The 23,176-nt window shown below is 71.7% G+C and carries 21 protein-coding genes and 1 pseudogene; 8 read left to right on the top strand and 14 right to left on the bottom strand.

From position 1 onward, the window contains the following. Positions 1-67: 67 nt before the first annotated feature. Positions 68-253 carry a hypothetical protein gene (locus tag ACFWW8_RS14315; protein ID WP_386528054.1) on the top strand — a complete coding sequence of 62 codons (186 nt, stop codon included), beginning with the start codon at positions 68-70 and terminating at the stop codon, positions 251-253. A gap of 168 nt (positions 254-421) precedes the next feature. Here the strand turns inward: ACFWW8_RS14315 and ACFWW8_RS14310 are convergent, their stop codons facing one another. Further along, complete coding sequence (locus tag ACFWW8_RS14310; protein WP_386528052.1) at positions 422-799, bottom strand: metal-sensitive transcriptional regulator; 378 nt, start codon at positions 797-799, stop codon at positions 422-424. A 195-nt stretch (positions 800-994) separates the two neighbouring features. On the opposite strand from ACFWW8_RS14310, the gene ACFWW8_RS14305 reads away from it, so the two are divergent. Beyond that, on the top strand, positions 995-1,615 hold the full coding sequence (locus ACFWW8_RS14305) for a DUF47 domain-containing protein (RefSeq protein ID WP_267724386.1): 621 nt from the start codon (positions 995-997) through the stop codon (positions 1,613-1,615). 5 nt (positions 1,616-1,620) lie between these two features. Next, positions 1,621-2,622 carry an anion permease gene (locus ACFWW8_RS14300; protein WP_386528049.1) on the top strand — a complete coding sequence of 334 codons (1,002 nt, stop codon included), beginning with the start codon at positions 1,621-1,623 and terminating at the stop codon, positions 2,620-2,622. A gap of 164 nt (positions 2,623-2,786) precedes the next feature. Here the strand turns inward: ACFWW8_RS14300 and pstB are convergent, their stop codons facing one another. The 7 genes from pstB to mshD all read right to left on the bottom strand — a co-directional run bounded on the left by pstB (position 2,787) and on the right by mshD (position 11,698). Then, on the bottom strand, positions 2,787-3,563 hold the full coding sequence (gene pstB, locus ACFWW8_RS14295; protein ID WP_386528046.1) for a phosphate ABC transporter ATP-binding protein PstB: 777 nt from the start codon (positions 3,561-3,563) through the stop codon (positions 2,787-2,789). Between the two features lie 30 nt (positions 3,564-3,593). Beyond that, on the bottom strand, positions 3,594-4,676 hold the full coding sequence (pstA, locus tag ACFWW8_RS14290) for a phosphate ABC transporter permease PstA (RefSeq protein ID WP_386528043.1): 1,083 nt from the start codon (positions 4,674-4,676) through the stop codon (positions 3,594-3,596). Next, on the bottom strand, positions 4,676-5,665 hold the full coding sequence (pstC, locus tag ACFWW8_RS14285) for a phosphate ABC transporter permease subunit PstC (protein WP_386528041.1): 990 nt from the start codon (positions 5,663-5,665) through the stop codon (positions 4,676-4,678). Before pstC ends, pstA begins: the two co-directional genes overlap by 1 nt. A gap of 131 nt (positions 5,666-5,796) precedes the next feature. Then, positions 5,797-6,933: a phosphate ABC transporter substrate-binding protein PstS gene (gene pstS / locus ACFWW8_RS14280; protein WP_386528038.1), complete on the bottom strand. Its 1,137-nt coding sequence runs from the start codon at positions 6,931-6,933 to the stop codon at positions 5,797-5,799. 247 nt (positions 6,934-7,180) lie between these two features. Further along, on the bottom strand, positions 7,181-8,122 hold the full coding sequence (locus ACFWW8_RS14275; RefSeq protein ID WP_386528035.1) for a CHAD domain-containing protein: 942 nt from the start codon (positions 8,120-8,122) through the stop codon (positions 7,181-7,183). 4 nt (positions 8,123-8,126) lie between these two features. Next, on the bottom strand, positions 8,127-10,379 hold the full coding sequence (locus ACFWW8_RS14270) for an RNA degradosome polyphosphate kinase (RefSeq protein ID WP_386528033.1): 2,253 nt from the start codon (positions 10,377-10,379) through the stop codon (positions 8,127-8,129). Between the two features lie 389 nt (positions 10,380-10,768). Further along, positions 10,769-11,698 (bottom strand): mycothiol synthase, encoded by a 930-nt coding sequence (mshD, locus tag ACFWW8_RS14265; protein WP_386528031.1) that lies wholly within the window; start codon positions 11,696-11,698, stop codon positions 10,769-10,771. Positions 11,699-11,867: 169 nt separating this feature from the next. Between mshD and ACFWW8_RS14260 the strand changes: the two genes are divergently transcribed. Then, a complete protein-coding gene (locus ACFWW8_RS14260) occupies positions 11,868-13,685 on the top strand; it encodes a bifunctional metallophosphatase/5'-nucleotidase (protein WP_386528029.1) in 1,818 nt (605 codons plus the stop codon). An 88-nt stretch (positions 13,686-13,773) separates the two neighbouring features. Here the strand turns inward: ACFWW8_RS14260 and ACFWW8_RS14255 are convergent, their stop codons facing one another. Continuing rightward, positions 13,774-14,559, bottom strand: coding sequence for an alpha/beta fold hydrolase (locus ACFWW8_RS14255; RefSeq protein ID WP_386528027.1), 786 nt, complete (start codon positions 14,557-14,559; stop codon positions 13,774-13,776). Positions 14,560-14,671: 112 nt separating this feature from the next. On the opposite strand from ACFWW8_RS14255, the gene ACFWW8_RS14250 reads away from it, so the two are divergent. Then, the gene (locus ACFWW8_RS14250) at positions 14,672-15,286 is read left to right on the top strand and encodes a TetR/AcrR family transcriptional regulator (RefSeq protein ID WP_386528024.1); all 615 of its coding nucleotides are present in this window, start codon (positions 14,672-14,674) and stop codon (positions 15,284-15,286) included. 58 nt (positions 15,287-15,344) lie between these two features. Beyond that, positions 15,345-16,220 (top strand): phosphatidylinositol-specific phospholipase C, encoded by an 876-nt coding sequence (locus ACFWW8_RS14245; RefSeq protein ID WP_386528022.1) that lies wholly within the window; start codon positions 15,345-15,347, stop codon positions 16,218-16,220. On the opposite strand, the gene ACFWW8_RS14240 is transcribed toward ACFWW8_RS14245, so the two are convergent. The 5 genes from ACFWW8_RS14240 to ACFWW8_RS14220 all read right to left on the bottom strand — a co-directional run bounded on the left by ACFWW8_RS14240 (position 16,200) and on the right by ACFWW8_RS14220 (position 21,832). Next, on the bottom strand, positions 16,200-17,633 hold the full coding sequence (locus ACFWW8_RS14240; RefSeq protein ID WP_386528019.1) for a sensor histidine kinase: 1,434 nt from the start codon (positions 17,631-17,633) through the stop codon (positions 16,200-16,202). The genes ACFWW8_RS14245 and ACFWW8_RS14240 overlap by 21 nt on opposite strands. After that, positions 17,630-18,364: a response regulator transcription factor gene (locus tag ACFWW8_RS14235; RefSeq protein ID WP_386528016.1), complete on the bottom strand. Its 735-nt coding sequence runs from the start codon at positions 18,362-18,364 to the stop codon at positions 17,630-17,632. The genes ACFWW8_RS14240 and ACFWW8_RS14235 overlap by 4 nt, the downstream gene beginning before the upstream one ends. Positions 18,365-18,429: 65 nt before the next feature. Next, on the bottom strand, positions 18,430-19,647 hold the full coding sequence (locus ACFWW8_RS14230; RefSeq protein WP_386528014.1) for a S1C family serine protease: 1,218 nt from the start codon (positions 19,645-19,647) through the stop codon (positions 18,430-18,432). A 277-nt stretch (positions 19,648-19,924) separates the two neighbouring features. Beyond that, on the bottom strand, positions 19,925-20,947 hold the full coding sequence (locus ACFWW8_RS14225; RefSeq protein ID WP_386528012.1) for a LacI family DNA-binding transcriptional regulator: 1,023 nt from the start codon (positions 20,945-20,947) through the stop codon (positions 19,925-19,927). Positions 20,948-20,971: 24 nt separating this feature from the next. Further along, entirely contained in the window at positions 20,972-21,832 is an 861-nt protein-coding gene (locus ACFWW8_RS14220) for a response regulator transcription factor (protein ID WP_386528009.1), read from the bottom strand. Between the two features lie 478 nt (positions 21,833-22,310). Here ACFWW8_RS14220 and ACFWW8_RS14215 point away from each other — a divergent pair, with 478 nt between their 5' ends. After that, on the top strand, positions 22,311-22,565 hold the full coding sequence (locus tag ACFWW8_RS14215; protein WP_386528006.1) for a MoaD/ThiS family protein: 255 nt from the start codon (positions 22,311-22,313) through the stop codon (positions 22,563-22,565). 10 nt (positions 22,566-22,575) lie between these two features. Next, positions 22,576-23,176: pseudogene (locus ACFWW8_RS14210) on the top strand (hypothetical protein); the annotation flags it as partial.

Genomic DNA, 23,176 nt, shown 5'->3' with positions numbered 1-23,176 from the left:
TGAGCGGTAGGCCGTGTGTTGTGGTGGTGCGTCGTGGTGGTGCGTTGTGAGTTGTGACTGATGGTCGATGTCCGTATGGCGGAAGATCGGGGTGACGTGCGTGACTCCCGCAGGCTGTAAGACGGTGCAGGACCATGTGGCGCTCGCCGAAATCGAACTGTGCGGTGAGCTGATCATTGCGGCGTCGGCAGCCGTCGAGGAGCGGCTGAGTCAGGACCGCATCGACGAGGTGCTGATGGGGATCGGACTCTAGTCGGCCGGTTGGGCCCCCGCTGCCCGCCCCCGTTCGCCCGGAGCCGCGCGGCGCCGGCGCGCGAGCGGCCACGGGCTGCGCCCGGGCCACCCGGGGCTCCGCCCCGGACCCCGCGCCTCGAACGCCGGTGGGGCTGGAGGTGGCTCCGCGCCGCGCCTCACGCGGCGGTCAGGTGCGGAGGAGGCGGGCGATGGCCTTCGTGGCTTCCTCGACCTTGGCGTCGATCTCCGCGCCGCCCTTGACCGCCGCGTCGGCGACGCAGTGCCGCAGGTGCTCCTCCAGCAGCTGGAGGGCGAAGGACTGCAGGGCCTTCGTGCTCGCGGAGACCTGGGTGAGTATGTCGATGCAGTAGACGTCCTCGTCGACGAGGCGCTGGAGGCCGCGGATCTGGCCCTCGATCCGGCGCAGCCGCTTGAGGTGCTCGTCCTTCTGGTGGTGGTAGCCGTGGACGGCGCCGCCTTCGTGCGGCGGGGCGGCGGGAGCGGCGGTGCCGGATCCGGGGGTGCCGGATTCGGCTCCCGGGCCCTCCGTCTCGATGGTCGTCATGCGTCCTCCCGTGGTCCTGACCTGAGGGGTGCATACCCCTCATGGGTATAAGGTAGCGGGCTCCCGTCGCGGAAACAGGGGCCCGTGGTCCTCACTCTGCCCGATGGAGGACACTGGGGAACGGCCGGTTAGCCGTGGCCGGGGGATGCGCCTAGCATCAGCCTGACCGAATCCAATGCACCCCGAGGACCTCACGTGCGATTTCGTCTGACCCCCAGGGAGACGAGCTTCTACGACATGTTCGCCGCATCCGCGGACAACATCGTCACGGGCTCGAAGCTCCTGATGGAACTGCTCGGAGCGGACTCATCCGCCCGGGTCGAGATCGCGGAGCGGATGCGGGCTGCGGAGCACGCGGGGGACGATGCCACCCACGCGATCTTCCACCAGCTGAACTCCTCCTTCATCACGCCGTTCGACCGCGAGGACATCTACAACCTCGCCTCGTGCCTCGACGACATCATGGACTTCATGGAGGAGGCGGTCGACCTGGTGGTCCTCTACAACGTGGAGGAACTGCCCAAGGGTGTCGAGCAGCAGATCGAGGTACTGGCGCGCGCGGCGGAGCTCACCGCCGAGGCCATGCCGCACCTGCGGACGATGGACAACCTGACCGAGTACTGGATCGAGGTCAACCGCCTCGAGAACCAGGCCGACCAGATCCACCGCAAGCTGCTCGCCCAGCTCTTCAACGGCAAGTACGACGCCATGGAGGTGCTGAAGCTCAAGCAGATCGTCGACGTGCTCGAAGAGGCGGCCGACGCGTTCGAGCACGTTGCGAACACGGTGGAGACCATCGCGGTCAAGGAGTCCTGAACCTCGTGGACACCTTTGCCCTGATCGTGACCATCGGTGTCGCGCTCGGCTTCACGTACACCAACGGTTTCCACGACTCCGCGAACGCGATCGCCACCTCGGTCTCGACCCGCGCGCTGACCCCGCGGGCCGCACTCGCGATGGCGGCCGTGATGAACCTCGCCGGTGCCTTCATGGGCAGCGGGGTCGCCAAGACGGTCAGCGAGGGCCTGATCGAGACGCCCCACGGGAACCGGGGCATGTGGATCCTGTTCGCGGCGCTGGTCGGCGCGATCGTGTGGAACCTGATCACCTGGTACTTCGGCCTTCCCTCGTCCTCCTCGCACGCGCTGTTCGGCGGGATGGTCGGTGCGGCCCTCGCGGGCGGCACCGAGGTCATCTGGTCCGGCGTGGTCGACAAGGTCGTCATCCCGATGTTCATCTCACCGGTGGTCGGCCTGATCGTGGGCTACCTGGTGATGGTGGCCATCCTGTGGATGTTCCGCCGGGCCAACCCGCACAAGGCCAAGCGCGGCTTCCGTATCGCGCAGACCGTCTCCGCGGCCGGCATGGCGCTGGGCCACGGCCTCCAGGACGCGCAGAAGACCATGGGCATCGTGATGATGGCCCTGGTCATCGCCGATGTGCAGGCAGCCGGCGACGCGATCCCGATCTGGGTCAAGATCGCGTGTGCCGTGATGCTCTCGCTGGGCACGTACGCCGGCGGCTGGCGCATCATGCGCACCCTCGGACGCAAGATCATCGAGCTGGACCCGCCGCAGGGCTTCGCGGCGGAGACCACCGGCGCCTCGATCATGTTCGGCTCGGCGTTCCTCTTCCACGCGCCGATCTCCACCACCCACGTCATCACCTCGGCGATCATGGGTGTCGGCGCGACCAAGCGGATCAACGCGGTCCGCTGGGGCGTCGCGAAGAACATCATCCTCGGCTGGTTCATCACCATGCCGGCGGCGGCCCTGGTCGCCGCGGTCAGCTTCTGGATCGTGAACCTGGCCTTCGTCTCCTAGGCCGTCCGACAGGACGCCCGTAGCGTCCGACAGGACGCCCGGTCGGAGCGCCCGATCCACGAAAGTGGGCCGGCTCCCCCCACCCAGGGGGAGCCGGCCCTTTTTCTTTCGCCTTGCGGTGGCACCGCCATGCAGCACCGCAGGACGTTCACGCCCAACCCGGTCTAGCCGAAGCGGCCCGAGATGTAGTCCTCGGTCGCCTGCACGGACGGGTTGGAGAAGATGCGGTCGGTGTCGTCGAGCTCGATGAGCTTTCCGGGCTGGCCGACCGCCGAGAGGTTGAAGAACGCGGTGCGGTCCGAGACGCGGGCCGCCTGCTGCATGTTGTGCGTCACGATGACGATCGTGAAGCGCTCCTTGAGCTCGCCGATCAGGTCCTCGATGGCGAGGGTGGAGATCGGGTCGAGCGCCGAGCAGGGCTCGTCCATCAGCAGGACCTGGGGCTCGACCGCGATGGCGCGGGCGATGCACAGGCGCTGCTGCTGACCGCCGGAGAGGCCGGAGCCGGGCTTGTTCAGGCGGTCCTTGACCTCGTTCCAGAGGTTGGCGCCCTTGAGGGACTTCTCGACGACGTCGGACAGCTCGGACTTCTTGAAGTTGCCGTTCAGCCGCAGGCCCGCCGCCACGTTGTCGAAGATCGACATGGTGGGGAAGGGGTTCGGGCGCTGGAAGACCATGCCGACGGTGCGGCGGACCGCGACCGGGTCGACGCCGGGTCCGTACAGGTTCTCGTCGTCCAGGAGGACCTTGCCCTCGACGCGGCCGCCGGGGGTGACCTCGTGCATGCGGTTGAGGGTGCGCAGGAAGGTGGACTTGCCGCAGCCGGAGGGGCCGATGAAGGCGGTAACCGAGCGGGGTTCCACGGTCATCGAGATGTCGTCGATGGCCTTGTGGCCGCCGTAGAAGGCGGAGAGGCCGCTGACGTCGATTCGCTTGGCCATGAGGGGTCACTTCGCTTTCGGAGAGTCGCGTCAGCGACCGGTCTTCGGGGCCTTCCAGCGGGCTATGCCGCGAGCCACCAGGTTCAGGATCATGACGAAGGCGATCAGGACGAGCGCTGCGGCCCATGCCCGGTCGTAGGAGGCTTCACTGCCGACCTTGTACTGCTCCCAGATGTACAGCGGGAGCGAGGACTGGGCACCTTCGAAGGGGTTGTTGTTGATCAGCTGGGTGCCGAAGACCAGCAGCATGATCGGCGCGGTCTCGCCGGCGATGCGGGCGACGGCCAGCATCACACCGGTGGCGATGCCGCCGATGGCCGTGGGGAGCACGACCTTGAGGATCATGCGCCACTTCGGTACGCCGAGGGCGAGGGCCGCCTCGCGGAGCTCGTTCGGGACGAGCTTGAGCATCTCTTCGGTGGAGCGCACCACGACCGGCATCATCAGGATCGACAGGGCCATCGCGCCGGCGAAGCCGGAGGGGCCGAAGCCGAGCATCAGGTTCCAGGTCGTCAGGATGAACAGGCCCGCGACGATCGAGGGGATGCCCGTCATGACGTCGACGAAGAAGGTGACGGCCTTGGCCAGTCCGCCCCGGCCGTACTCGACCAGGTAGACGGCGGTCAGCAGGCCGATCGGCGCGGCGATCAGCGTCGCGAGGGCGACCTGCTCCAGGGTGCCGAGGAGGGCGTGGTACACGCCGCCGCCCTCTTCGAAGCTGGTCACGCCGTTCATGGAGTGGCCGAGGAAGTCTGCGTCGAGCACCTTGACGCCGCGGCTGATGGTGGTCCACATCAGGGAGAGCAGCGGAATGACGGCGAGCACGAAGCAGACCCACACGAGGGAGGTCGCGACGCGGTCCTTGGCCTGGCGGCGGTTCTCGACGACCGCGCTGGCGGTGTACGTGATCGCGACGAACAGCAGGGCGGCGATCAGGCCCCACTGGATCTTGCTGTTGAGGCCGAGGACGAGGCCGGTGCCGCAGCCGAGGGCGACCGCGAGGACGGCGATGCCGGCCGGGGCCCAGCGGGGCAGGCCGCCCCGGGTGAGGCTGCTGGGGGCGACGGACTTCGGGGCCCGGACGGGCCGCTGGTCCTGGAGTGCGTGGCTCATCAGGCGTTCGCCCCCGAGAATTCCTTGCGACGGGCGATGATCAGGCGCGCCGCGCCGTTGACGAGCAGGGTGAGCAGGAAGAGGACCAGGCCGGAGGCGATCAGGGCGTCGCGGCCGAACTCGTTGGCCTCGTCGAACTTCGCGGCGATGTTCTGCGCGAAGGTGCCGCCGCCCGGGTCCAGGACGTGGAACGAGATCAGGAAGCTCGGGGAGAGGACGGTCGCCACGGCCATGGTCTCGCCGAGCGCGCGGCCGAGGCCGAGCATCGAGGCGGAGATGACGCCGGAGCGGCCGAAGGGCAGCACCGACATCCGGATGACCTCCCAGCGGGTCGCGCCGAGGGCCAGGGCGGCCTCCTCGTTCATGCGCGGGACCTGGAGGAAGACCTCGCGGCTGACGCTGGTCACGATCGGCAGGATCATGATCGCGAGCAGGATGCCGACGGTGAACAGGGAGCGGGCGACGCTGATCTGCGTCCGCTCGAAGAGGTACGTCCAGCCCAGGTACTCGTCCAGCCAGAGGTTCAGGCCGTTCAGCTGCGGGACGAGGAAGAGGGCGCCCCAGATGCCGTAGATGATCGACGGCACGGCGGCCAGCAGGTCGACCACGTAGGCGAGGGGTGCGGCCAGCTTGCGCGGCGCGTAGTGCGAGATGAAGAGGGCGATGCCGACGGCGATCGGAACCGCGATGACCATCGCGATGATCGAGCTGACGACGGTGCCGAAGAGCAGGACGGCGATGCCGAAGACGGGCGGGTCGGCGGACGCGTTCCAGTCGAAGGTGGTGAGGAAGTTGCCCTCGTTCTTCGACAGGGCGAGGACCGCGCGGTAGGTGAGGAAGGCGGCGATCGACGCCATGATCACCAGGAGCAGGATGCCGGAACCCTTGGAGAGTCCCGCGAAGATCTTGTCACCGGCGCGGCCGGTGGACCTCTTGCTCGTGGAGACAGGCGGAGCCGTGTCCAGCTGGGTGGGTGTGGTGGAAGCCATGGTCTTTCCGGTCTGTGGGAGGGCGAGGCCCCCTGGCGGCGGTGCACCGGATTCCCCCGGGTGGAGGGGAGGGGTCCCGGGGCCGGTCCGCCGTCCCGGACGGGGGGAGCGGACCGGCCTCGGGGTCTTGATCAGGAGAGCGAGGCGATGACTTCGCGGACCTTGGCGTTGATCTCGGTGGGGATCGGCGCGTAGCCGTTCTCCAGGAGGACCTTCTGGCCGGCGTCCGAGGCGGTGTAGTTCAGGAAGGACTTGACCGTGGGCAGGGTCTCGGCCTTGTTGCCCTTGTCGCAGACGACCTCGTACGTCACCAGGACGATCGGGTACGCGCCCTCGGCCTTGGTGGTGTAGTCGAGCTTCAGCGCCAGGTCGGAGCCGGTGCCGGAGATCTTGGCGGCGGCGATGGCCTTGGAGGCGTTCTCGCCGGTGGCCGGAACGGGGGCGGCGGCGCCCGTGTTCAGGTCGACCGTCTTGATGCTCTGCGAGCTGGCGTAGGAGAGCTCGAAGTAGCCGATCGCGCCGTCGACCTGCTTGACCTGGGTGGCGACGCCGGAGGAGCCGGAGGCGCCGAGGCCGCCCGGGGCGGCCCACTTCTTCGCGGCCTCGTGCGGCCAGGCGTCGGGCGCGGCGGCCTTGAGGTACTTGGTGAGGTTCTCGGTGGTGCCCGAGTCCTCGGAGCGGTGGAAGTGCTGGATGGCGGTGGGGGGAAGCGTGACGCCGGGGTTCAGCTTCTTGATCGCCTCGTCGTCCCACTTCTTGATCTTGTCGTTGAAGATGTTGGCGACCGTGGCGGCGTCGAGGTTCAGCTTGTCGACGCCCGCGACGTTGAAGCCGAGGGCGATGGGGCCGCCGACCATCGGCAGGTCGATGCCCTGGCCGCCGGTGCAGATCTTCTTGGACTCCTCGATCTGCTCCGGCTTCAGCGCGGAGTCGGAGCCGGCGAAACCGACGGTGCCCTGGTTGAAGGCGACGATGCCCTCGCCGGAGGAGGAGGACTTGTAGTTCACCTCGACGCCCGAGCAGGCGGCCATGTAGTTCTTCACCCACAGGTCGACCGCGTTCTTCTGCGCGGACGAGCCGGAGGCCAGGAGCTTGCCCTTGGCCCCGTCGCACTTGATGTCACCCGCGGCGGCCTGGGAGGGCTTCGCCGTCCCGCCGGCGTTCTTCGTGTTGTCGTCCGAGCCGCACGCCGTGAGGACCAGGGCGCCGGACACGACGAGCGCCCCGAGGGCGGAGGCACGAAGCCGGTTCTTGCGCTGAAGCTTCACTTTCGGGTGTTCCTTCCAGAAGCCGCCGGCCGCTTTCTGTGTCGGGGCGGCGTGCGAAGAGGACTGCTACGTCGGTGTGCCCGGCCGGACCGCCCGACCTGGGGCCGTTCGCACCGTGCACCACCGAAATTAGGCCGGACAGGTGAAGTGGCCGACCGGTGCGAGTGAACGGACGGTGAACCGTGGCGGACGACCCGGTGCGTCCGGGCCGGACCGCACCCCGGCGTAAGTATCCGTTATCCGCCCGTTATCTCGGGTGCGGCGCGATCGCAGGCTCCGGCAGCCAGACGTGCCGGAAGGCCGCGCGGGCCTCTCCCGCCGCGTGCCGCTGGTCCGCGTGCAGCACCCCCAGGGCGTACGCCGTGGCCGGGGCGATGCGCGGGGTGCGGGCCGCCGTGGCCGAGGCGGCGGCGGCCTCGGCGGCGTCGCGGTGGCGGTCCAGGGCCTCGCCCGCGGCGACCGCCCGGGCCACGTCCTCGCCGAGCGCCTCACGGGCGTACCGGTGGATCCGGAGCAGTCGGCGGACCTCGTGCCAGAGCCCGTCGTGGTCCGCGTCGTACGGATGACCGCCGTCGACCGGGGGCAGCGCCGCGACCGCCGCCGACAGGCGGGTTTCGGCCACCGCCGCGAGCGGGAGCAGGACCTCCTCGACCCGTCCCCGGGCCGCGACGGGGTCCAGCGGGACGTCCGAGGCCAGAACGGCCACCGCGTCCGCCACCGCGTGGAAGCGGGCGGAGCCGAGCGCCTGGAGCGTGGCCGAGTGGGCGCGCGTACGGGCGAGGGTCAGCTGCCGCTCCAGGAGTGCGCCGGCGCGCGCGGAGCCGACCGTGAGCGCTCCGGCCGAGGTGCCGCGCGGGGCGGGGACCTCGGGGGAGCCCGAGAGCCGGTGCAGGGCGTCCATCAGCCGGGTCAGCCGGGCGGCGTACGCGTGCTCGTGCGCCAGGGTCGAGGACAGCCACACCAGCTCCGTGCGCAGCCCGTCCGCCCACGCGGACTCGGTCACCACCCGGAAGGTCGCCAGGGAGCCGCTGATGCGGCGCGCTGCTCCCCGGAGGCCGCGCGCCGCCTCGAAGCGGCCGGCGGAATCGGCGCCGCTCGCCGGGCTCTCGTCGTGCAGGCGCAGTCCGCGCAGGAAGGCGGTGGCCTGGGAGCGCAGGAACGCGGCGAGCACGTCACCCGCGCCCGCCATCGGGTCATGGTTTGGCTGAGCCACGCCGGCGCCTCCGGGCGTCTATGAGCATCTCCTGTACGTGCCGCAGCGGCTGGCCCTCGGAGTCCGTGCTGTGCCGGGTCCATTCGCCGTCCGGGCCCAGGTGCCAGGAGGAGGTGGCGTCGGACATGCCGGTCTCCAGCATCCGGTCCAGTGCCGCGCGGTGGGCCGGGTCGGCGACCCTGACCAGTGCCTCGATGCGGCGGTCGAGGTTGCGGTGCATCATGTCGGCGCTTCCGATCCACACCTCGGGCTCGCCGCCGTTGCCGAAGGCGAAGACCCGGGAGTGCTCCAGGAAGCGGCCGAGGATCGAGCGGACCCGGATGTTCTCCGAGAGCCCGGGGACTCCGGGCCGCACCGCGCAGATGCCGCGGACCCAGATGTCGACCGGCACGCCCGCCTGGGCAGCCCGGTAGAGGGAGTCGATGAGGGCCTCGTCGACGATGGAGTTCATCTTCAGGCGCACGTACGCCGGACGGCCGGCCAGGTGGTGGGCGGCCTCCTTGTCGATCCGCGCGATCAGGCCGTCGCGCAGCGAGCGCGGGGCGACCATCAGCCGGCGGTAGGTCTCGCGGCGCGAGTAGCCGGACAGCCGGTTGAAGAGGTCGGAGAGGTCCGCGCCGACCTGCGGGTCCGCGGTGAGCAGGCCGAGGTCCTCGTAGAGCCGGGCGGTCTTGGGGTGGTAGTTGCCGGTGCCGACGTGGGAGTAGCGGCGCAGCTGGTCGCCCTCCTGGCGGACGACGAGCGACAGCTTGCAGTGCGTCTTCAGGCCGACGAGCCCGTACACGACGTGGCAGCCGGACTCCTCCAGCTTGCGCGCCCACTTGATGTTGGCCCGCTCGTCGAAGCGGGCCTTGATCTCGACGAGCACGAGGACCTGCTTGCCGGCCTCGGCGGCGTCGATCAGGGCGTCCACGATCGGGGAGTCGCCGGAGGTGCGGTACAGCGTCTGCTTGATCGCGAGCACGTCCGGGTCGGCGGCGGCCTGCTCCAGGAAGGCCTGCACCGAGGTGGAGAAGGAGTCGTACGGGTGGTGCAGCAGCACGTCCCGCTCGCGCAGCGCCGCGAAGATGTCGGGGGCGGAGGCGGACTCGACCTCGGCGAGGTCCCGGTGGGTGCCGCCGACGAACTTCGGGTACTTCAGCTCCGGCCGGTCCAGCGAGGCGATCCCGAAGAGGGAGGTCAGGTCGAGCGGGCCGGGCAGCGGGTAGACCTCGGAGGAGTTGACCTTCAGCTCCTGCACGAGGAGGTCCAGGACGCCCGGGTCGATGGACTCCTCGACCTCCAGGCGGACGGGCGGCCCGAAGCGGCGCCGCATGAGCTCCTTCTCCAGGGCCTGGAGGAGGTTCTCCGCGTCGTCCTCCTCCACCTCCAGGTCCTCGTTGCGGGTCACGCGGAACATGTGGTGCGCGAGCACCTCCATGCCGGGGAACAGCTCCTCCAGGTGCGCGGCGATGACGTCCTCCAGCGGGACGTAGCGCTGCGGGGAGGCCTCCAGGAAGCGGGAGAGGAGCGGAGGGACCTTGACCCGGGCGAAGTGGCGGTGGCCGCTGACCGGGTTGCGCACGACGACGGCCAGGTTGAGGGACAGGCCGGAGATGTACGGGAAGGGGTGCGCGGGGTCCACGGCCAGCGGGGTCAGCACCGGGAAGATCTGGTTCCGGAACAGCGTGAAGAGGCGGGCCTGCTCCTTCTCCGTGAGGTCCGGCCAGCGGATGAGGTGGACGCCCTCCTCGGCCAGGGCCGGGCAGATGTCCTGCTGGAAGCAGGCCGCGTGGCGGGCCATGAGCTCGCGCGAGCGGGTCCAGATGAGGTCGAGGACCTCACGGGGCTGCAGGCCTGAGGCCGAACGGGTGGCGACGCCGGTCGCGATGCGGCGCTTGAGGCCGGCGACGCGGACCATGAAGAACTCGTCGAGGTTGCTGGCGAAGATCGCCAGGAAGTTCGCGCGCTCCAGCAAGGGCGTCGTCGGATCCTCGGCGAGCTCCAGCACCCGCTCGTTGAAGGCCAGCCAGCTGCGCTCCCGGTCGAGGAAGCGGCCCGGTGGCAGCTCACCGTCGTCCTTGTCCTCGTAGGCGTCCAGGTCGGCGTCGAGATCGGGTTCGAGATCGACGTGCGGGCGGTGAGCGGAGATCGAACCTATCCGCGCGTGCGCGCCCGTGACCGAGGCAGGGGACGTGGGAGACGGGTGCTGGGCGGGGACCTCGGTGGGGCCCGCGCTGGACTGGTGGCTCATGACTCCATTCTTCCGTGCAAGCGGCAGGACAGGCGCGTCGGACGTGTCGGCCGTCAGTCGGAGTCGGGGCTGCATGCCGGGAGGGTCGCAAGCGTGTCTGAATGCCCGGTGAATGGCGTGTGGCTTCCCGGGTCCGGCTGGCGCACGAGTCGCTTGCGCGGGGCTGGGCGGGGTCCCGTACCGGGTCCCGGGCGGGGCTCGGGCCGGGCCCCGGGCGGGGTCGCGGGCGGGGTCCCGGGCCGGTTCCCGGGCGGGGCTCGGGGCACGGGAGCCCGGGCCCGGCGCGGTGCCGGGGGCGCCGTGCGGCGCCGTTGCCGGGGCTCCGCCCCGGACCCCGCGCCTCAAAGGCCGGCGGGGCTGGAATGAGGAGCGGGCCCCGGGGCGGGTGGTCAGCTTTCGGTGCGGTACATGAGGTCCACCTCGTGGGTGGTGAAGCCGAGGCCCTCGTACACGGCGAGGGCCGCCGGGTTGTCGGCGTCCACGTACAGCATCGCCGTGGGCAGGCCCCGGTCCGCCAGGTGGCGCAGGCCGATCGCCGTGAGGGCCTTGCCGAGGCCGCCGCCCTGGGCGCCGGGGCGGACGCCGACCACGTACACCTCGCCGAGCCGGTCCGCCGCGTGGACCTTCGTCCAGTGGAATCCGACGAGCTCCCCGTCGCGCTCCGCGAGGAAGAAGCCCTCGGGGTCGAACCACGGCTGGGCGATCCGGTCGTTCAGGTCGCGCTGCGTCAGCGAGCCCTGCTCGGGGTGATGGGCGAAGGCGGCCGCGTTCACGGCGAGCCAGGCCGCGTCGTCCGCGCCGGGGACGAAGGTGCGTACGGTCACCCCGGCCGGCAGCGCCGCCCCGGGCAGCGGGGCCGCGTCGGCGCCGAGGGGGCGGCGCAGCTGGCGCAGTTCGCGGAACAGGGTCAGGCCGAGGACCTGCGCGAGGTGCCGGGCGGCGGACTTGCCGCCGTGCGCCCACACCCGCAGCCGCTTGCCGGAGCCGGCGAGCAGGGCCGAGCCCAGGGCCCGCCCGTGCCCGCGTCCGCGCAGCGCGGGGTGGACGAGGAGTTCGGCGGCCGGGGCTTCGACCGGGTCGGTGTCCTCCAGCTGCCCGTACCCGGCGAGCCGGCCGTCGGCGGTGAGCAGGAAGTGCCGGATGCCTTCGCGCGGGCCGCCGCGCAGCTGGAGCCGGCCCTGTTCGGAGACGGCGGTGGTGCCGTCCGTGCGCGCCGCGTCCTCGATCAGGGCGAGTACGGCGCCGGCCTGGTCCTCCGTCAGTTCGTCGAGGGTCTCAATCTGCCGTCCCGGCTCCAGGGCCGCTGCTGCGTCAGTCATGGCACGAGCCTACGACCGCGGGGGCCCGGCGGTGGAGCGCGGCCCGGGCGCCGGTCCGTCTTCTGCGCGTAACCACCTCGATACCCGTACCCCCCTGTCGCGCTACGCGCGTTGACCATAGGCTTCGGCGGACCTCCCAAGCTGTCTCGCTGTCCACAAAGGGGAACAAATGTCAGCGACGCCACAACGGCTCCGCCGCTCCCGCCGGTTGACCCTCACCGCCCTCGCCGTCACGGCCGGGGCCGGGGTGATGGTCGCCGCCGCACTGCCGGCCGGTGCCGCGAGTGGTGGCGGTGCGGCCAAGAGCCGGACCGTCGATGTGCAGATGCTCTCGTTCAACGATTTCCACGGCACCCTGGAGCCCCCGCAGGGCTCCTCCGGCACCGTGACCGAACGTCAGGCCGACGGCACCACCAAAGCCATACCCGCGGGCGGGGTCGAATACCTCGCGACCAGCCTGCGCGAAGCCCGCAAGGGCCACGAGTACTCGGTCACCGCCGCCGCCGGTGACATGATCGGCGGCAGCCCGATGCTGTCCGGGCTCTTCCACGACGAGCCGAGCATCGAGGCGCTGAACAAGCTCGACCTCGACGTGTCCGGCGTCGGCAACCACGAGTTCGACGAGGGCAAGACCGAGCTGCGCCGCATGGCGTACGGCGGCTGCCACCCCGTCGAGGGCTGTTACGAGTACGGCAAGACCTTCACCGGCGCCGAGTTCCCGTACCTCGCGGCGAACGTGACGGACGCGAAGACGAAGCGTCCGCTGATGTCGCCCACCTTCGTCTGGAAGAAGGGGGACGTGAAGATCGGCTTCATCGGCGTCACCCTGGAGGGCACTCCGGACATCGTGACCGCCGAGGGCGTCAAGGGCCTGAAGTTCGGCGACGAGATCGAGTCGATCAACAAGTACGCGGCCGAGCTGAACAAGCAGGGCGTGAAGTCGATCGTCGCGCTGATCCACGAGGGCGGTCTGCCCGCGAACGGCGCGTACAACTACGACTGCGACGCCCCGGGCGCGGGCGCCGGCATCTCCGGTGCGATCGTCGACATCGCCAAGAACGTGGACCCGAAGGTCGACGCGCTGGTGACCGGCCACACGCACCAGGCGTACGCGTGCAACATCCCCGACCCGGCGGGCAACCCGCGTGCGGTCACCTCGGCCGCCTCCATCGGCCGCCTGTACACGGACACCACGCTGACGTACGACCGGCAGACCAAGGACATCGTCCGTACGCCGGTCAGCTCGCCGAAGCCGGTCAACAAGGTCGTCACCCGCGAGCAGCCCAAGGCCGCGGACATGACCGAGCTGATCCAGCGCTGGAACGAGCTGGCGGCCCCGGTCGCCAACCGTCCGCAGGGCTTCATCTCGGCGGACATCCCGGGCCGCGGCTCGCCGGAGTTCGAGAAGCCGCTGGGCGACCTGATCGCCGACGCGCAGCTGGAGGCGCTGGCCCCGGCCGACAAGGGCGGCGCGCAGCTGGCGCTCATGAACCCGGGCGGCATCCGTTCGGACCTCGCCTACAAGGCCTCGGGCGGGGAGGGCGACGGCGTCGTCACCTACGGCGAGTCCTTCACGGTCCAGCCGTTCACGAACATGATGAACGTCGTGGACCTGACCGGCGCCCAGCTGATCACGACGCTCCAGCAGCAGGTCAGCGGCCCGGTCAACGGCCTGAGCCCGAAGATCCTGCAGGTGTCGAAGGGCTTCACGTACACCCTGGACACGACGAAGGCCGGTGCGGACCGCATCGTCGTGGACTCGGTGAAGCTGAACGGCGCGCCGATCGACCCGGCCAGGACCTACCGCGTCGCGATGAACGAGTTCCTCGCGGGCGGCGGTGACGGGTTCACCGTCCTGAAGGAGCACAAGAACAAGCTGGTGGGCGCGTCCGACCTGGACTGCTTCAACGCCTACCTGACGAACAACTCCTCCGCGGCCTCTCCGATCGCCCCGCCGGCGGCGAACCGGATCACGGTCGTCAAGTAGTCCCCCGCAGTACCCCGCGCAGTGCGCCCCGAGGGGCGGTGGGCCCGACGGCCCGCCGCCCCTCCGGCGTTCCCGGGCGGGGAGGGGCTCAGAGCCCGGCGAGGAACGTCCTGACCGCCGCGGTGAAGCCCTCCGGGTCCTGGAACGGAACGTAGTGCTCCGTGTCGAGGCCGACGTACGCCGTCCCCGGGCGCCGGGCGACCATCGCGTCGGCCTGGGCCTGCGGCAGGGCCGTGCTGCGCAGGCCGTGGACGAGCAGGGCCGGGCAGTCGCTCGCGAGCCAGGTGTCCCAGTGGGATCCGTACCCCTGCTCCACGGTCGCCAGGGTGTCCTGCGGGTGGAACGGCAGCCGCCAGCCGGAGCCGTCGGGCAGGGGCCGCAGGAAGGGGGCGACGCCCTCGCCGAACGGACCGCAGGCCGTGACGAGCTCCTCGGGGGTCTGCGCGGTGTACGGGAGGTCGGGCAGGAAGCCGAGGAAGCCGTGTCCGAGGGGGCTCGGGATCTCCACGGGGGCATCGACGTTGACGAGCGCGGAGACCAGGTCGGGGCGGTCGGCGGCCAGCTGGTAGGCGTTGAGTCCGCCGAGGGAGAAGCCGAGGACGGCCACGGGGGCGGCGGTGAGGCCGAGGTGTTCCAGCAGGGCGACGGCGTCGGCGACGTACCCGGCGCGGTCGTAGGCGTCGGCGCGGTCGGAGTCGCCGTGTCCGCGCTGGTCGGGGGCGATGACCCGCCAGTCGTCGCCGAGGGCGGTTGCCAGACCGGTGAAGTGGGCGCCCTCGAACAGGCCGCCGTGCAGGGCCAGCAGCGGGCGGCCGGGCCCGCCGAAGTCCAGGTAGGACAGGGTGCGGTCGTCGATCGTGAGGTCGTGGCGCATGTGTTCTCCCCGTTCCGTCTCTCGTTGGCCCCACCCTGACAGGATTTGGGCAAGCGCGCAATACGTTCGTCTAGGGCGTGTGCCCAAAAACGGCCGCGGCTACGATCCCGCCATGGGAAATCGCGAGGACCTGCTGGCCGGAGCGCGCCGCTGCCTGGAGGAGAAGGGCTATCTGCGCACGACCGTGCGCGACATCGCCGCGGCCTCGCAGGTGAGCATGGCGGCGATCGGCTACCACTTCGGCTCGCGCGAGGCGCTGCTGAACCAGGTGCTCTTCGCGGCCATCGACGAGTGGAGCGACGCCGTCGGCGGGCTCGCCGGGGAGGGCGAGAGCGCCGAGGAGAGGTTCGCCGACATGTGGGACCGCAAGGTGCGCAACTTCGGCGAGCTGCGCTGGCTGTGGATCGCCAACGTCGAGGCCTTCGTGCACGCGCAGTCCTCGCCGGAGCTGCTCGCCGCGCTGGCCGCCGGCCAGCGCGCCGCCCGCCCGCACGTGGCCGCGCTGCTGCGGGGGGTGCCGGAGTCCGAGGTGGCCGAGGCCGACGCCCGGAGCCTCGGATCGGTGCAGATCGCGCTGATGACCGGGGTGATGGTGCAGGCCCTGACCGATCCGGAGCAGGCGCCGACCGGCCGGGAGCTGGCGGCGGGGCTGCGCGGGCTGGCCGGGCTGCTGGACGAAGAGGGCGAGGCCCGTACGCCGCCCGGATCAGGCCTTACCGGTAGGTAGTATTCGTGAGGTGTCCACGCCATAATCCGCCCATCACTGGGTCGGCGAAGGGGCGGACATGGGACTGGACCGGCGGGCATTTCTGGTCGGAGCACTGGCGGCGGGCACCGGCACGGCGATGGGACTGGGGACGGCGGCACCCGCCTCCGCCCGGACGCTCGGCACCCAGGACTGGATGGCGGGCCTCGGCGACGCCACGCCCCTCCAGCGGATGACCATCCCCGGCACCCACGACTCCGGCGCCACCAAGGGCGGTCTCTACGTCGCCTGCCAGAACACCTCGATCGCGCAGCAGCTCGACTCCGGCATCCGCTTCCTCGACGTCCGCTGCCGCGTCACGGGCGGATCGTTCGCCATCCACCACGCGGCCTTCTTCCAGGACCTGATGTTCGGCGACGTCCTGGTGGCCTGCTGGAACTTCCTCGCCGCCCACCCCTCCGAGACCGTCCTCATGCGGGTCAAGCAGGAGCACTCCGGCGACAGCGACGCCACCTTCCGCGCGATCTTCGACGACTACCTCGACAACCGGGGCTGGCGCCCGCTCTTCCGCATCGCCGACACCCTGCCCACCCTCGGCCAGGCCCGCGGCAAGGTCGTCCTCCTCGCCGACAACGGCGGCCTGCCCGGCCTGCGCTACGGCGACGGCAACGTCTTCGACATCCAGGACGAGTACAACACCGAGCCCTTCGCCAAGCGCGGCAAGATCGAGAACCACTTCCGCCGCGCCGTCCAGCAGCCCGGCAAGCTCTTCGTCAACTACACCAGCACCGCCGCCTACATGCCGCCCCGCTGGAACTCCGACCGCCTGAACCCCCAGGTCCACGGCTTCGTCGACGGCGGCGAAATGGCCGGCCGCACCGGCCTCGGCATCGTCCCGATGGACTTCCCCAACACCCGGGGCGGCCTGGTCGCCTCACTGATCCGGCACAACTGACGGCGGCGGGGCCGGCGCGCCCGGGATGCGGAGCACCGCCTCCGTGCCCGGGCCGCCGTCCCGGGCCGCGCGCAGCTGCGCCGTGCCGCCCGCGCGCTGCACCGTACGGGCCACGATCGACAGGCCCAGCCCGCTGCCGGGCAGGGCACGCGCCGACGGGGAGCGCCAGAACCGCTCGAAGACGTGCGGGAGGTCCTCGGCCGGGATGCCCGGCCCGTGGTCCCGTACGGTCAGCTCGCCCGCCCGCAGCGTCACCTCGACCCTGCCGCCCGGCGGGCTGAACTTCACCGCGTTGTCCAGGACGTTGACCACCGCCCGCTCCAGCGCGGGCGCCTCGCCCCGTACGTACCAGGGCTCCAGGGCCGCACTGAAGTCCAGCTCGGGGCCGCGCAGCCGGGCCCGGGACAGCGCGGTCCCGGCGACCTCGTGCAGCGCCACCACGCCGAGCGGGCCGGGGGGGACCGCATCCGGCCGGGACAGCTCCTGGAGGTCCCCGATCAGCGCGGCGAGCTCCGTCATCTGCGCCTTCACCGAGGCCAGCAGCTCCCTGCGGTCCTCGGGCGGGATGGCCCGCCCGGTGTCCTCGCTGCGGGCGAGCAGCTCGATGTTCGTACGGAGCGAGGTGAGCGGGGTGCGCAGCTCGTGCCCGGCGTCCGCGATCAGCTGGGCCTGGCGCGTCTGGGAGGAGGCGAGCGCGGCCGTCATGGAGTTGAAGGACCGCGACAGGCGGGCGATCTCGTCGTCGCCGTCGTCGGGGATCCGCACGGTCAGGTCTTCGGTGCGGGCGATGTGCTCGACGGCGTCGGTCAGTTCGTCGACCGGCCGCAGCCCCGTACGGGCCACCCACAGCCCGGCCGCGCCCGCGCCGACCACGCCGACGCCGGACACGAACAGCAGCACCCAGGCCAGGGTGGACAGCGGCTTGTCGATGTCGGCGAGCGGCTTGGCGATGGAGATGCCGAACACGGGCCCGCCGGACACCACTTGCGCGGGCGTGGTGTAGACGCGCATGTCGACGCCGTCGGTGGTCGTCACGTCCTGCAGGGTGGCCCGCCGCTTGCCCGCCGCGATCTCCTTGTCGACGGCGGTCACCGGCAGCGTCGCCGGCCCGCTCACCCAGCAGTGCCCGCCCTGGGCGGTGACGATCTGGACCGTCGCGTTCAGGTTCCCGGCGATGTCCTGCTGGGACTCGGCGGGCCGGGTCACGCAGCGCCCCCCGTCCAGTACCCGCCCCACCTGCGGATTCGGGTTGGTGGCCATCAGCGAGCGGTCCAGCTGGTCCCGCAGCTGGGCGCGCACCATCACCCAGGACACCGCCGCCACGGCGGCCACGGCGACCGCCACCGCGACCGCGACCAGCAGCGCCAGCCGGGAGCGCAGCGGCAGCGCGCGGAACCTGGCCGTCGGGCTCACTCGGGCCCGCTCTCGCCGGCGCGCAGCACGTAGCCCACCCCGCGCACGGTGTGGACGAGGCGGGGCTCGCCGCCGGCTTCGGTCTTGCGGCGCAGGTACATCACGTACACGTCCAGGGAGTTGGAGCTGGGCTCGAAGTCGAAGCCCCAGACGGTCTTGAGGATCTGCTCGCGGGTCAGGACCTGGCGCGGGTGCGCGAGGAACATCTCCAGCAGGGTGAACTCGGTACGGGTCAGCTCCACCGGCCGTCCGGCCCGGGTGACCTCGCGGGTGGCGAGGTCCATGCGCAGGTCGCCGAAGACCAGCGCGTCCTCGTGCTCCGCGCCGCCCGTCCGCGGGGCGGCGTACGCGCTGCGGCGCAGCAGGGCCCGGACCCGGGCGAAGAGCTCGTCGAGCTCGAACGGCTTGACGAGGTAGTCGTCGGCGCCCGCGTCGAGGCCGGTGACGCGGTCGCCGACGGTGTCCCGGGCGGTGAGCATCAGGACCGGGGTCACGCCGCCCGCGGCGCGCAGCCGGCGGGCCGCGGTCAGGCCGTCCATCCGGGGCATCTGGATGTCCAGGACGATCAGGTCGGGGGCGTACGAGGCCGCCTTGTCGAGGGCGTCGATCCCGTCGACGGCGGTCTCCACGGCGTACCCCTCGAAGGCGAGACTGCGGCGCAGGGCCTCGCGCACGGCCGGCTCGTCGTCGACGACGAGGATGCGCTGCTGGTCGCCTTCGGCGGCGTTCATGGATGCTCCCCCAGGGGTGTGCGGTCGGTGCGCGGCGGCGCCTTCCAGCCTCGCACGGGCACGCCCTAGGAGGAGGTGCCGAAGACGGTCGCGGCGCCGCCGCTGCCGGAGCCGGTTCCGTCCTCGCCGGTCCCGGAGCCGGCGCCGCCGGGGCCGCCCTTGCGGAGGGAGTCGAGGTCGGCCTTGATGGTGTTGACGGGGATGGCGAAGCCGAGCCCGACGCTGCCGGCGCCGGAGCTGTCGCTGGAGGGGGAGTAGATCGCGGACGGCATGCCCACGATCTCGCCCTTCATGTTGACGAGGGCGCCGCCGGAGTTGCCGGGGTTCAGGGAGGCGTCCGTCTGGATGGCCTTGTACGAGGTGGTCTGCGACCCGGTGTTCCCGTTGAACTGCCGGCCGCCGTAGGAGAACGGGAAGCCGCCGCCCTGCTGCTGCCGACTCTGCGGGGACTGCTCCTGCGACTTCGGCACGTTCACCTCGCGCTCCAGCGCGGAGACGATGCCGCTGGTGACGGTTCCGGTGAGACGGTCGGGGGAGCCGATCGCGACGACCTCGTCGCCGACCTTCAGACCGCCGGAGTCGCCGAGCTCGGCCGGCTTGAGTCCGCCGGCGCCCTGGAGCTTGATCAGGGCGAGGTCCTTGTCGGGGTCGGTGCCGACGATCCCGGCGGCGTACTTCGTGCCGTCGCTCATCGTCACCTGGATCTCCGAGGCGCCGCTGATCACGTGGTTGTTGGTGACGATCTCGCCGTCCGCGGTGAGCACGATGCCGGAACCGGTGCCCTGGCCGGAGCCGGTGCGGGTGTCGATGCGGACCACGGAGGGGCTGACCTGCTCGGCGACGCCGGAGACCGTGCCGATGCCGGACTGCGAGACGTTGGAGCCGCTGACCCCGCCCCCGGAGCCGGCGGCCGAGTGCCCGGTGAACTGCTGGACGGCGGCCGCGGTGCCGCCGCCGACGGCGGCCGCTGCGAGCGCCACGGCGGCCAGCAGCGCGACCGGCCCCCTGGCACGCGGCGCGGGCGCCGCATGGGCGGGACCGCTCCAGGCGGCGGTCGCCGGGGGCACGGTCTCGCCCTGGAGGACCGGGGGCCGGTGCGCTTCGTGCCAGCCGGGTGCGGGGGCCGGGCCGGGCGGATAGGCGGGCGGCGGCGGGTACGAGGCCCCCGGCGCGTTGTGGGCCGGCCGGTCACGCTCCCGCTGCCCGTCCCCGCCGAAGGGCGGGTGCTGGGCCGGGCGGTTCTCCTGCGGGTACTCGCCTTCGCGGCGGAAGCTGTCGGTCATGGCTCAGACTCTGTCCGCGGATCATGAAAGGTTCCTGAGCCTGGCCTGAGAAGCCCGACAGAACCGCGTATGCCCGATATAAGGACCGCCGGCAAGCACCGAGGCGACACGTCCGAGCCGGCAGCGCCCACATCCGGCCCCGCCGGCGTCTGAGGCGCGGGGTTCGGGGCGGAGCCCCGAGAAGCCGGCCCGCAGGGCAGGAACGCACGGAGGGCGCCGGGCGGAGAGGCCCGGCCGAGCCCGGCCGGAGCAGAGCACCCCCGCCGACCGCCGGAGGCTACCGGCAGCCGCACGAGCGCCGGATCACCAGCGCCGAAGGGAACTGCTTAAGCCGCTCCCGTCGCGACCCCGCGACCCGCAGCCCGTCGTCCAGCACCAGGTCCACCGCGGCCCGCGCCATCGCCGGACGGTCCGAGGCGATCGTCGTCAGCGGCGGATCCGTCAGGGCCGCCTCCTTGACGTCGTCGAACCCGGCCACGGCCAGCTCGCCCGGCACGTCGATCCGCAGCTCCCGGGCGGCCCGCAGGACGCCGATCGCCTGGTCGTCCGTCGCGCAGAAGATCGCCGGCGGCCGGTCCGGCCCGGAGAGGACCTCCAGGGCCACCTCGTACGCGTCGTAGCGGTTGTACGGGGCCTGGAACAGCCGGCCCTCCACCGAGCGGCCGGACTCCAGCATGGCCCGGCGCCAGCCCTCGACGTGGTCGGCCACCGGGTCGCCCACTTCGGGGGTGTTCTCCACGCCGCCGAGGCAGGCCACGTACGGGTGCCCGTGTTCCAGCAGGTGGCGGGTGGCGAGCTGGGCGCCGCCGATGTCGTCGGTGACGACGGCGACGTCGTCGATCGCCTCGGGACGCTCGTGCAGCAGCACGATCCGCGCGTCCCAGGCCTCGATCTCCGACGCCGCGCGCTCGCTCATGCCCTGGCTGACCAGGATCAGGCCCGAGACGCGCATGCCGAGGAACGCCCGGAGGTAGTGGACCTCGCGCTCGTCGCGGTAGTCGGAGTTCCCGACCAGGACCATCTTTCCGCGCTCGGCGGCGGCCTGCTCGACCGCGTGCGCCATCTCCGCGAAGAACGGCTGCCGGGCGTCCGGGACGATCATGCCTATGAGGTCGGTGCGCCGTGAGGCCATCGCCTGGGCGACCCGGTCCGGGCGGTAGCCCAGCTCCTTGATCGCGGCGAGGACACGCTCGCGCGTGGCCGGGGCAACCGGCCGGGGTCCGTTGTTGATGACGTAGCTCACGACGGCGGTAGAGGTACCCGCAAGTCGCGCTACGTCATCCCGCGTCACCTTGGCCACGCGCGGCAGTCTACGCGGGGTGACCTACCTCTGGGCAGGGCGTCCTGCGGAGTGGATGCTCACAGTGTCTTCGGCCGTCCGGGTGACGGCCGGGCCGTCCTGGGTGGAGTCCTGGGACGCGCTCTGCGAAGCCGCCCGCGAGGTGGCGGAGGCGGCCTGCGCCGCCAGCTGGGCCGCCGCCTGGGCCGCGGCCTCCGCAGCCGCCCGCTCGACCTTCTCGGGGGTGACGAAGCGGTAGCCGACGTTGCGGACGGTGCCGATCAGCGACTCGTGCTCGGGACCCAGCTTGGCGCGCAGCCGCCGTACGTGGACGTCCACGGTCCGGGTGCCGCCGAAGTAGTCGTAGCCCCAGACCTCCTGGAGCAGCTGGGCGCGGGTGAAGACCCGGCCCGGGTGCTGGGCGAGGTACTTCAGCAGCTCGAACTCCTTGAAGGTCAGGTCCAGGACCCGGCCCTTCAGCTTGGCCGAGTACGTCGCCTCGTCGACCGACAGGTCGCCGTTGCGGATCTCCATCGGGGAGTCGTCCGAGCCCATCTGCTGGCGGCCGGTGGCCAGCCGCAGCCGCGCCTCGACCTCGGCCGGACCCGCCGAGTCCAGGAGTACGTCGTCGATGCCCCAGTCGGCGGTGACGGCCGCCAGGCCGCCCTCGGTGACGACGAGGATCAGCGGGCAGCCCGGCCCGGTGGAGCGGAGCAGCTGGCACAGCGACCTCACCTGCGGCAGGTCGCGGCGGCCGTCGACGAGGATCACGTCGGCCCCGGGGGTGTCCACGAGGGCGGGGCCCTCGGCGGGCGCCACCCTGACGTTGTGCAGCAGCAGGCCGAGGGCGGGCAGCACCTCGGTCGACGGCTGCAGGGCGTTGGTCAGCAGCAGGAGAGAGCTCATGCCCGATCACCTGCCCGGGTCGGGCGGTCGAACACGGTTCGCTGGTCCATCACGTCGGTTCCTCCTCGGTCCCGTCGAGGACGTGCGCGGTACTGCTTCGTACGTGGTGCGTCGTGCGGTGTGCGTGGTGCCTCGTGTGCGGTGTCCCGGCCGGCCCCGCGCCCTGAGGCCCGGAGGGACACCACCGTTCTCGTTCTGTTCAACGCGCTGAAAGCACAAAAGGACCCGGGGGCAACGTTGCCCGGATCCTCTTCGCAGCAGAATAGCCCACCGGTGCTTTCGTGGCCGAGGCTTCTACCGATACCGATTCTGTGGTTCCTGCCACGCCCCTGCCCCGTGTATGCCCCGGTTTCACCTGATCGACGGCCCTGCGGCGACCCCCTCGGGCGCACGCGGGGCGCGCGGATGCACGTGGGAGCGGGGGGTAGGAGGGGTCATCATGGAGGCCGACGGTAGAGAGCCGACGATAGGAGCAGCAGTGGCAACCGGAACCATCCGCTACTGGGCGGCGGCCAAGTCCGCGGCCAAGACGGCGGAGGAGCCGTACTCGGCGCGCACCCTGGCCGAGGCGCTCGACGCCGTGCGGGAACGCCACCCCGGGGAGCTGACCCGGGTCCTGCTGCGCTGCTCCTTCCTCGTGAACGAAGAGCCTGTGGGCAAGCGCCCGCACGATTCCGTCCCGCTGACCGAGGGGGGCACCGTCGAGGTGCTCCCGCCGTTCGCGGGCGGGTGAGCGGGAGCCGATGAGCACGCCCGAAGAACAGCAGCGACAGCAGCACGCCCAGGCGCAGGCCCATGCGCAGGCCGCCGAGGCCGAGGCGCAGGGCGGGCGGCAGGCGCCGCCGCAGCCGCAGGACCCGTACGGGACCCAGACCTGGCAGACCGACACCTGGGACACCGGCTACCAGCCGGTGCACCCGCCGCAGGGCGGGGCCGGCGGCCGGCCGGTGGCGCCCGAGGGGTGGTTCCGCGACGAGGCCCCCGGCCAGGGCGCCGACGGCACGGGCGCGGGGTGGCCGGACGGCCCGGGGGCGGGCGCCGCGCCGGACGCGGGGTCGTACGGGCAGCCGTACCCGGCCCCGGCGGACCCGCGGCAGCAGGCCCGGCAGCCCCAGCCGTCGTACGGGCCGCCGGCTCAGGAGGGTTACCCGCAGCAGGCGTACGGGCAGCAGCCCGAGCCGCAGTCCTACGGGGACTCGACTCCGCAGGCGTACCCGCAGCAGCCCGAGCCGCAGTTGTACGGGGACTCGGCTCAGCAGTCGTACGGGCAGCAGCCCCGGCAGCCCGAGCCGCAGGCGTACCCGCAGCAGCCCGAGCCGCAGTTGTACGGGGACTCGGCTCAGC

Origin of the sequence: Streptomyces sp. NPDC058701 (assembly GCF_042715295.1) — a bacterium.
Classification (GTDB): Bacteria; Actinomycetota; Actinomycetes; order Streptomycetales; family Streptomycetaceae; genus Streptomyces.
This window is presented reverse-complemented; position numbering and strand designations above follow the sequence as displayed.

Excerpts from the sequence above, each read along its gene's own strand:
- ACFWW8_RS14250 (WP_386528024.1), top strand. The coding sequence starts at position 14,672 with ATGGGAAATCGCGAGGACCTGCTGGCCGGAGCGCGCCGCTGCCTGGAG.
- ACFWW8_RS14275 (WP_386528035.1), bottom strand. The coding sequence starts at position 8,122 with ATGGCGGGCGCGGGTGACGTGCTCGCCGCGTTCCTGCGCTCCCAGGCC.
- ACFWW8_RS14260 (WP_386528029.1), top strand. The coding sequence starts at position 11,868 with ATGTCAGCGACGCCACAACGGCTCCGCCGCTCCCGCCGGTTGACCCTC.
- ACFWW8_RS14230 (WP_386528014.1), bottom strand. The coding sequence starts at position 19,647 with ATGACCGACAGCTTCCGCCGCGAAGGCGAGTACCCGCAGGAGAACCGC.
- ACFWW8_RS14315 (WP_386528054.1), top strand. The coding sequence starts at position 68 with ATGTCCGTATGGCGGAAGATCGGGGTGACGTGCGTGACTCCCGCAGGC.
- pstA (WP_386528043.1), bottom strand. The coding sequence starts at position 4,676 with ATGAGCCACGCACTCCAGGACCAGCGGCCCGTCCGGGCCCCGAAGTCC.
- ACFWW8_RS14310 (WP_386528052.1), bottom strand. The coding sequence starts at position 799 with ATGACGACCATCGAGACGGAGGGCCCGGGAGCCGAATCCGGCACCCCC.
- ACFWW8_RS14220 (WP_386528009.1), bottom strand. The coding sequence starts at position 21,832 with ATGAGCTCTCTCCTGCTGCTGACCAACGCCCTGCAGCCGTCGACCGAG.
- pstC (WP_386528041.1), bottom strand. The coding sequence starts at position 5,665 with ATGGCTTCCACCACACCCACCCAGCTGGACACGGCTCCGCCTGTCTCC.
- ACFWW8_RS14255 (WP_386528027.1), bottom strand. The coding sequence starts at position 14,559 with ATGCGCCACGACCTCACGATCGACGACCGCACCCTGTCCTACCTGGAC.
- mshD (WP_386528031.1), bottom strand. The coding sequence starts at position 11,698 with ATGACTGACGCAGCAGCGGCCCTGGAGCCGGGACGGCAGATTGAGACC.
- pstB (WP_386528046.1), bottom strand. The coding sequence starts at position 3,563 with ATGGCCAAGCGAATCGACGTCAGCGGCCTCTCCGCCTTCTACGGCGGC.
- ACFWW8_RS14235 (WP_386528016.1), bottom strand. The coding sequence starts at position 18,364 with ATGAACGCCGCCGAAGGCGACCAGCAGCGCATCCTCGTCGTCGACGAC.
- ACFWW8_RS14245 (WP_386528022.1), top strand. The coding sequence starts at position 15,345 with ATGGGACTGGACCGGCGGGCATTTCTGGTCGGAGCACTGGCGGCGGGC.
- ACFWW8_RS14270 (WP_386528033.1), bottom strand. The coding sequence starts at position 10,379 with ATGAGCCACCAGTCCAGCGCGGGCCCCACCGAGGTCCCCGCCCAGCAC.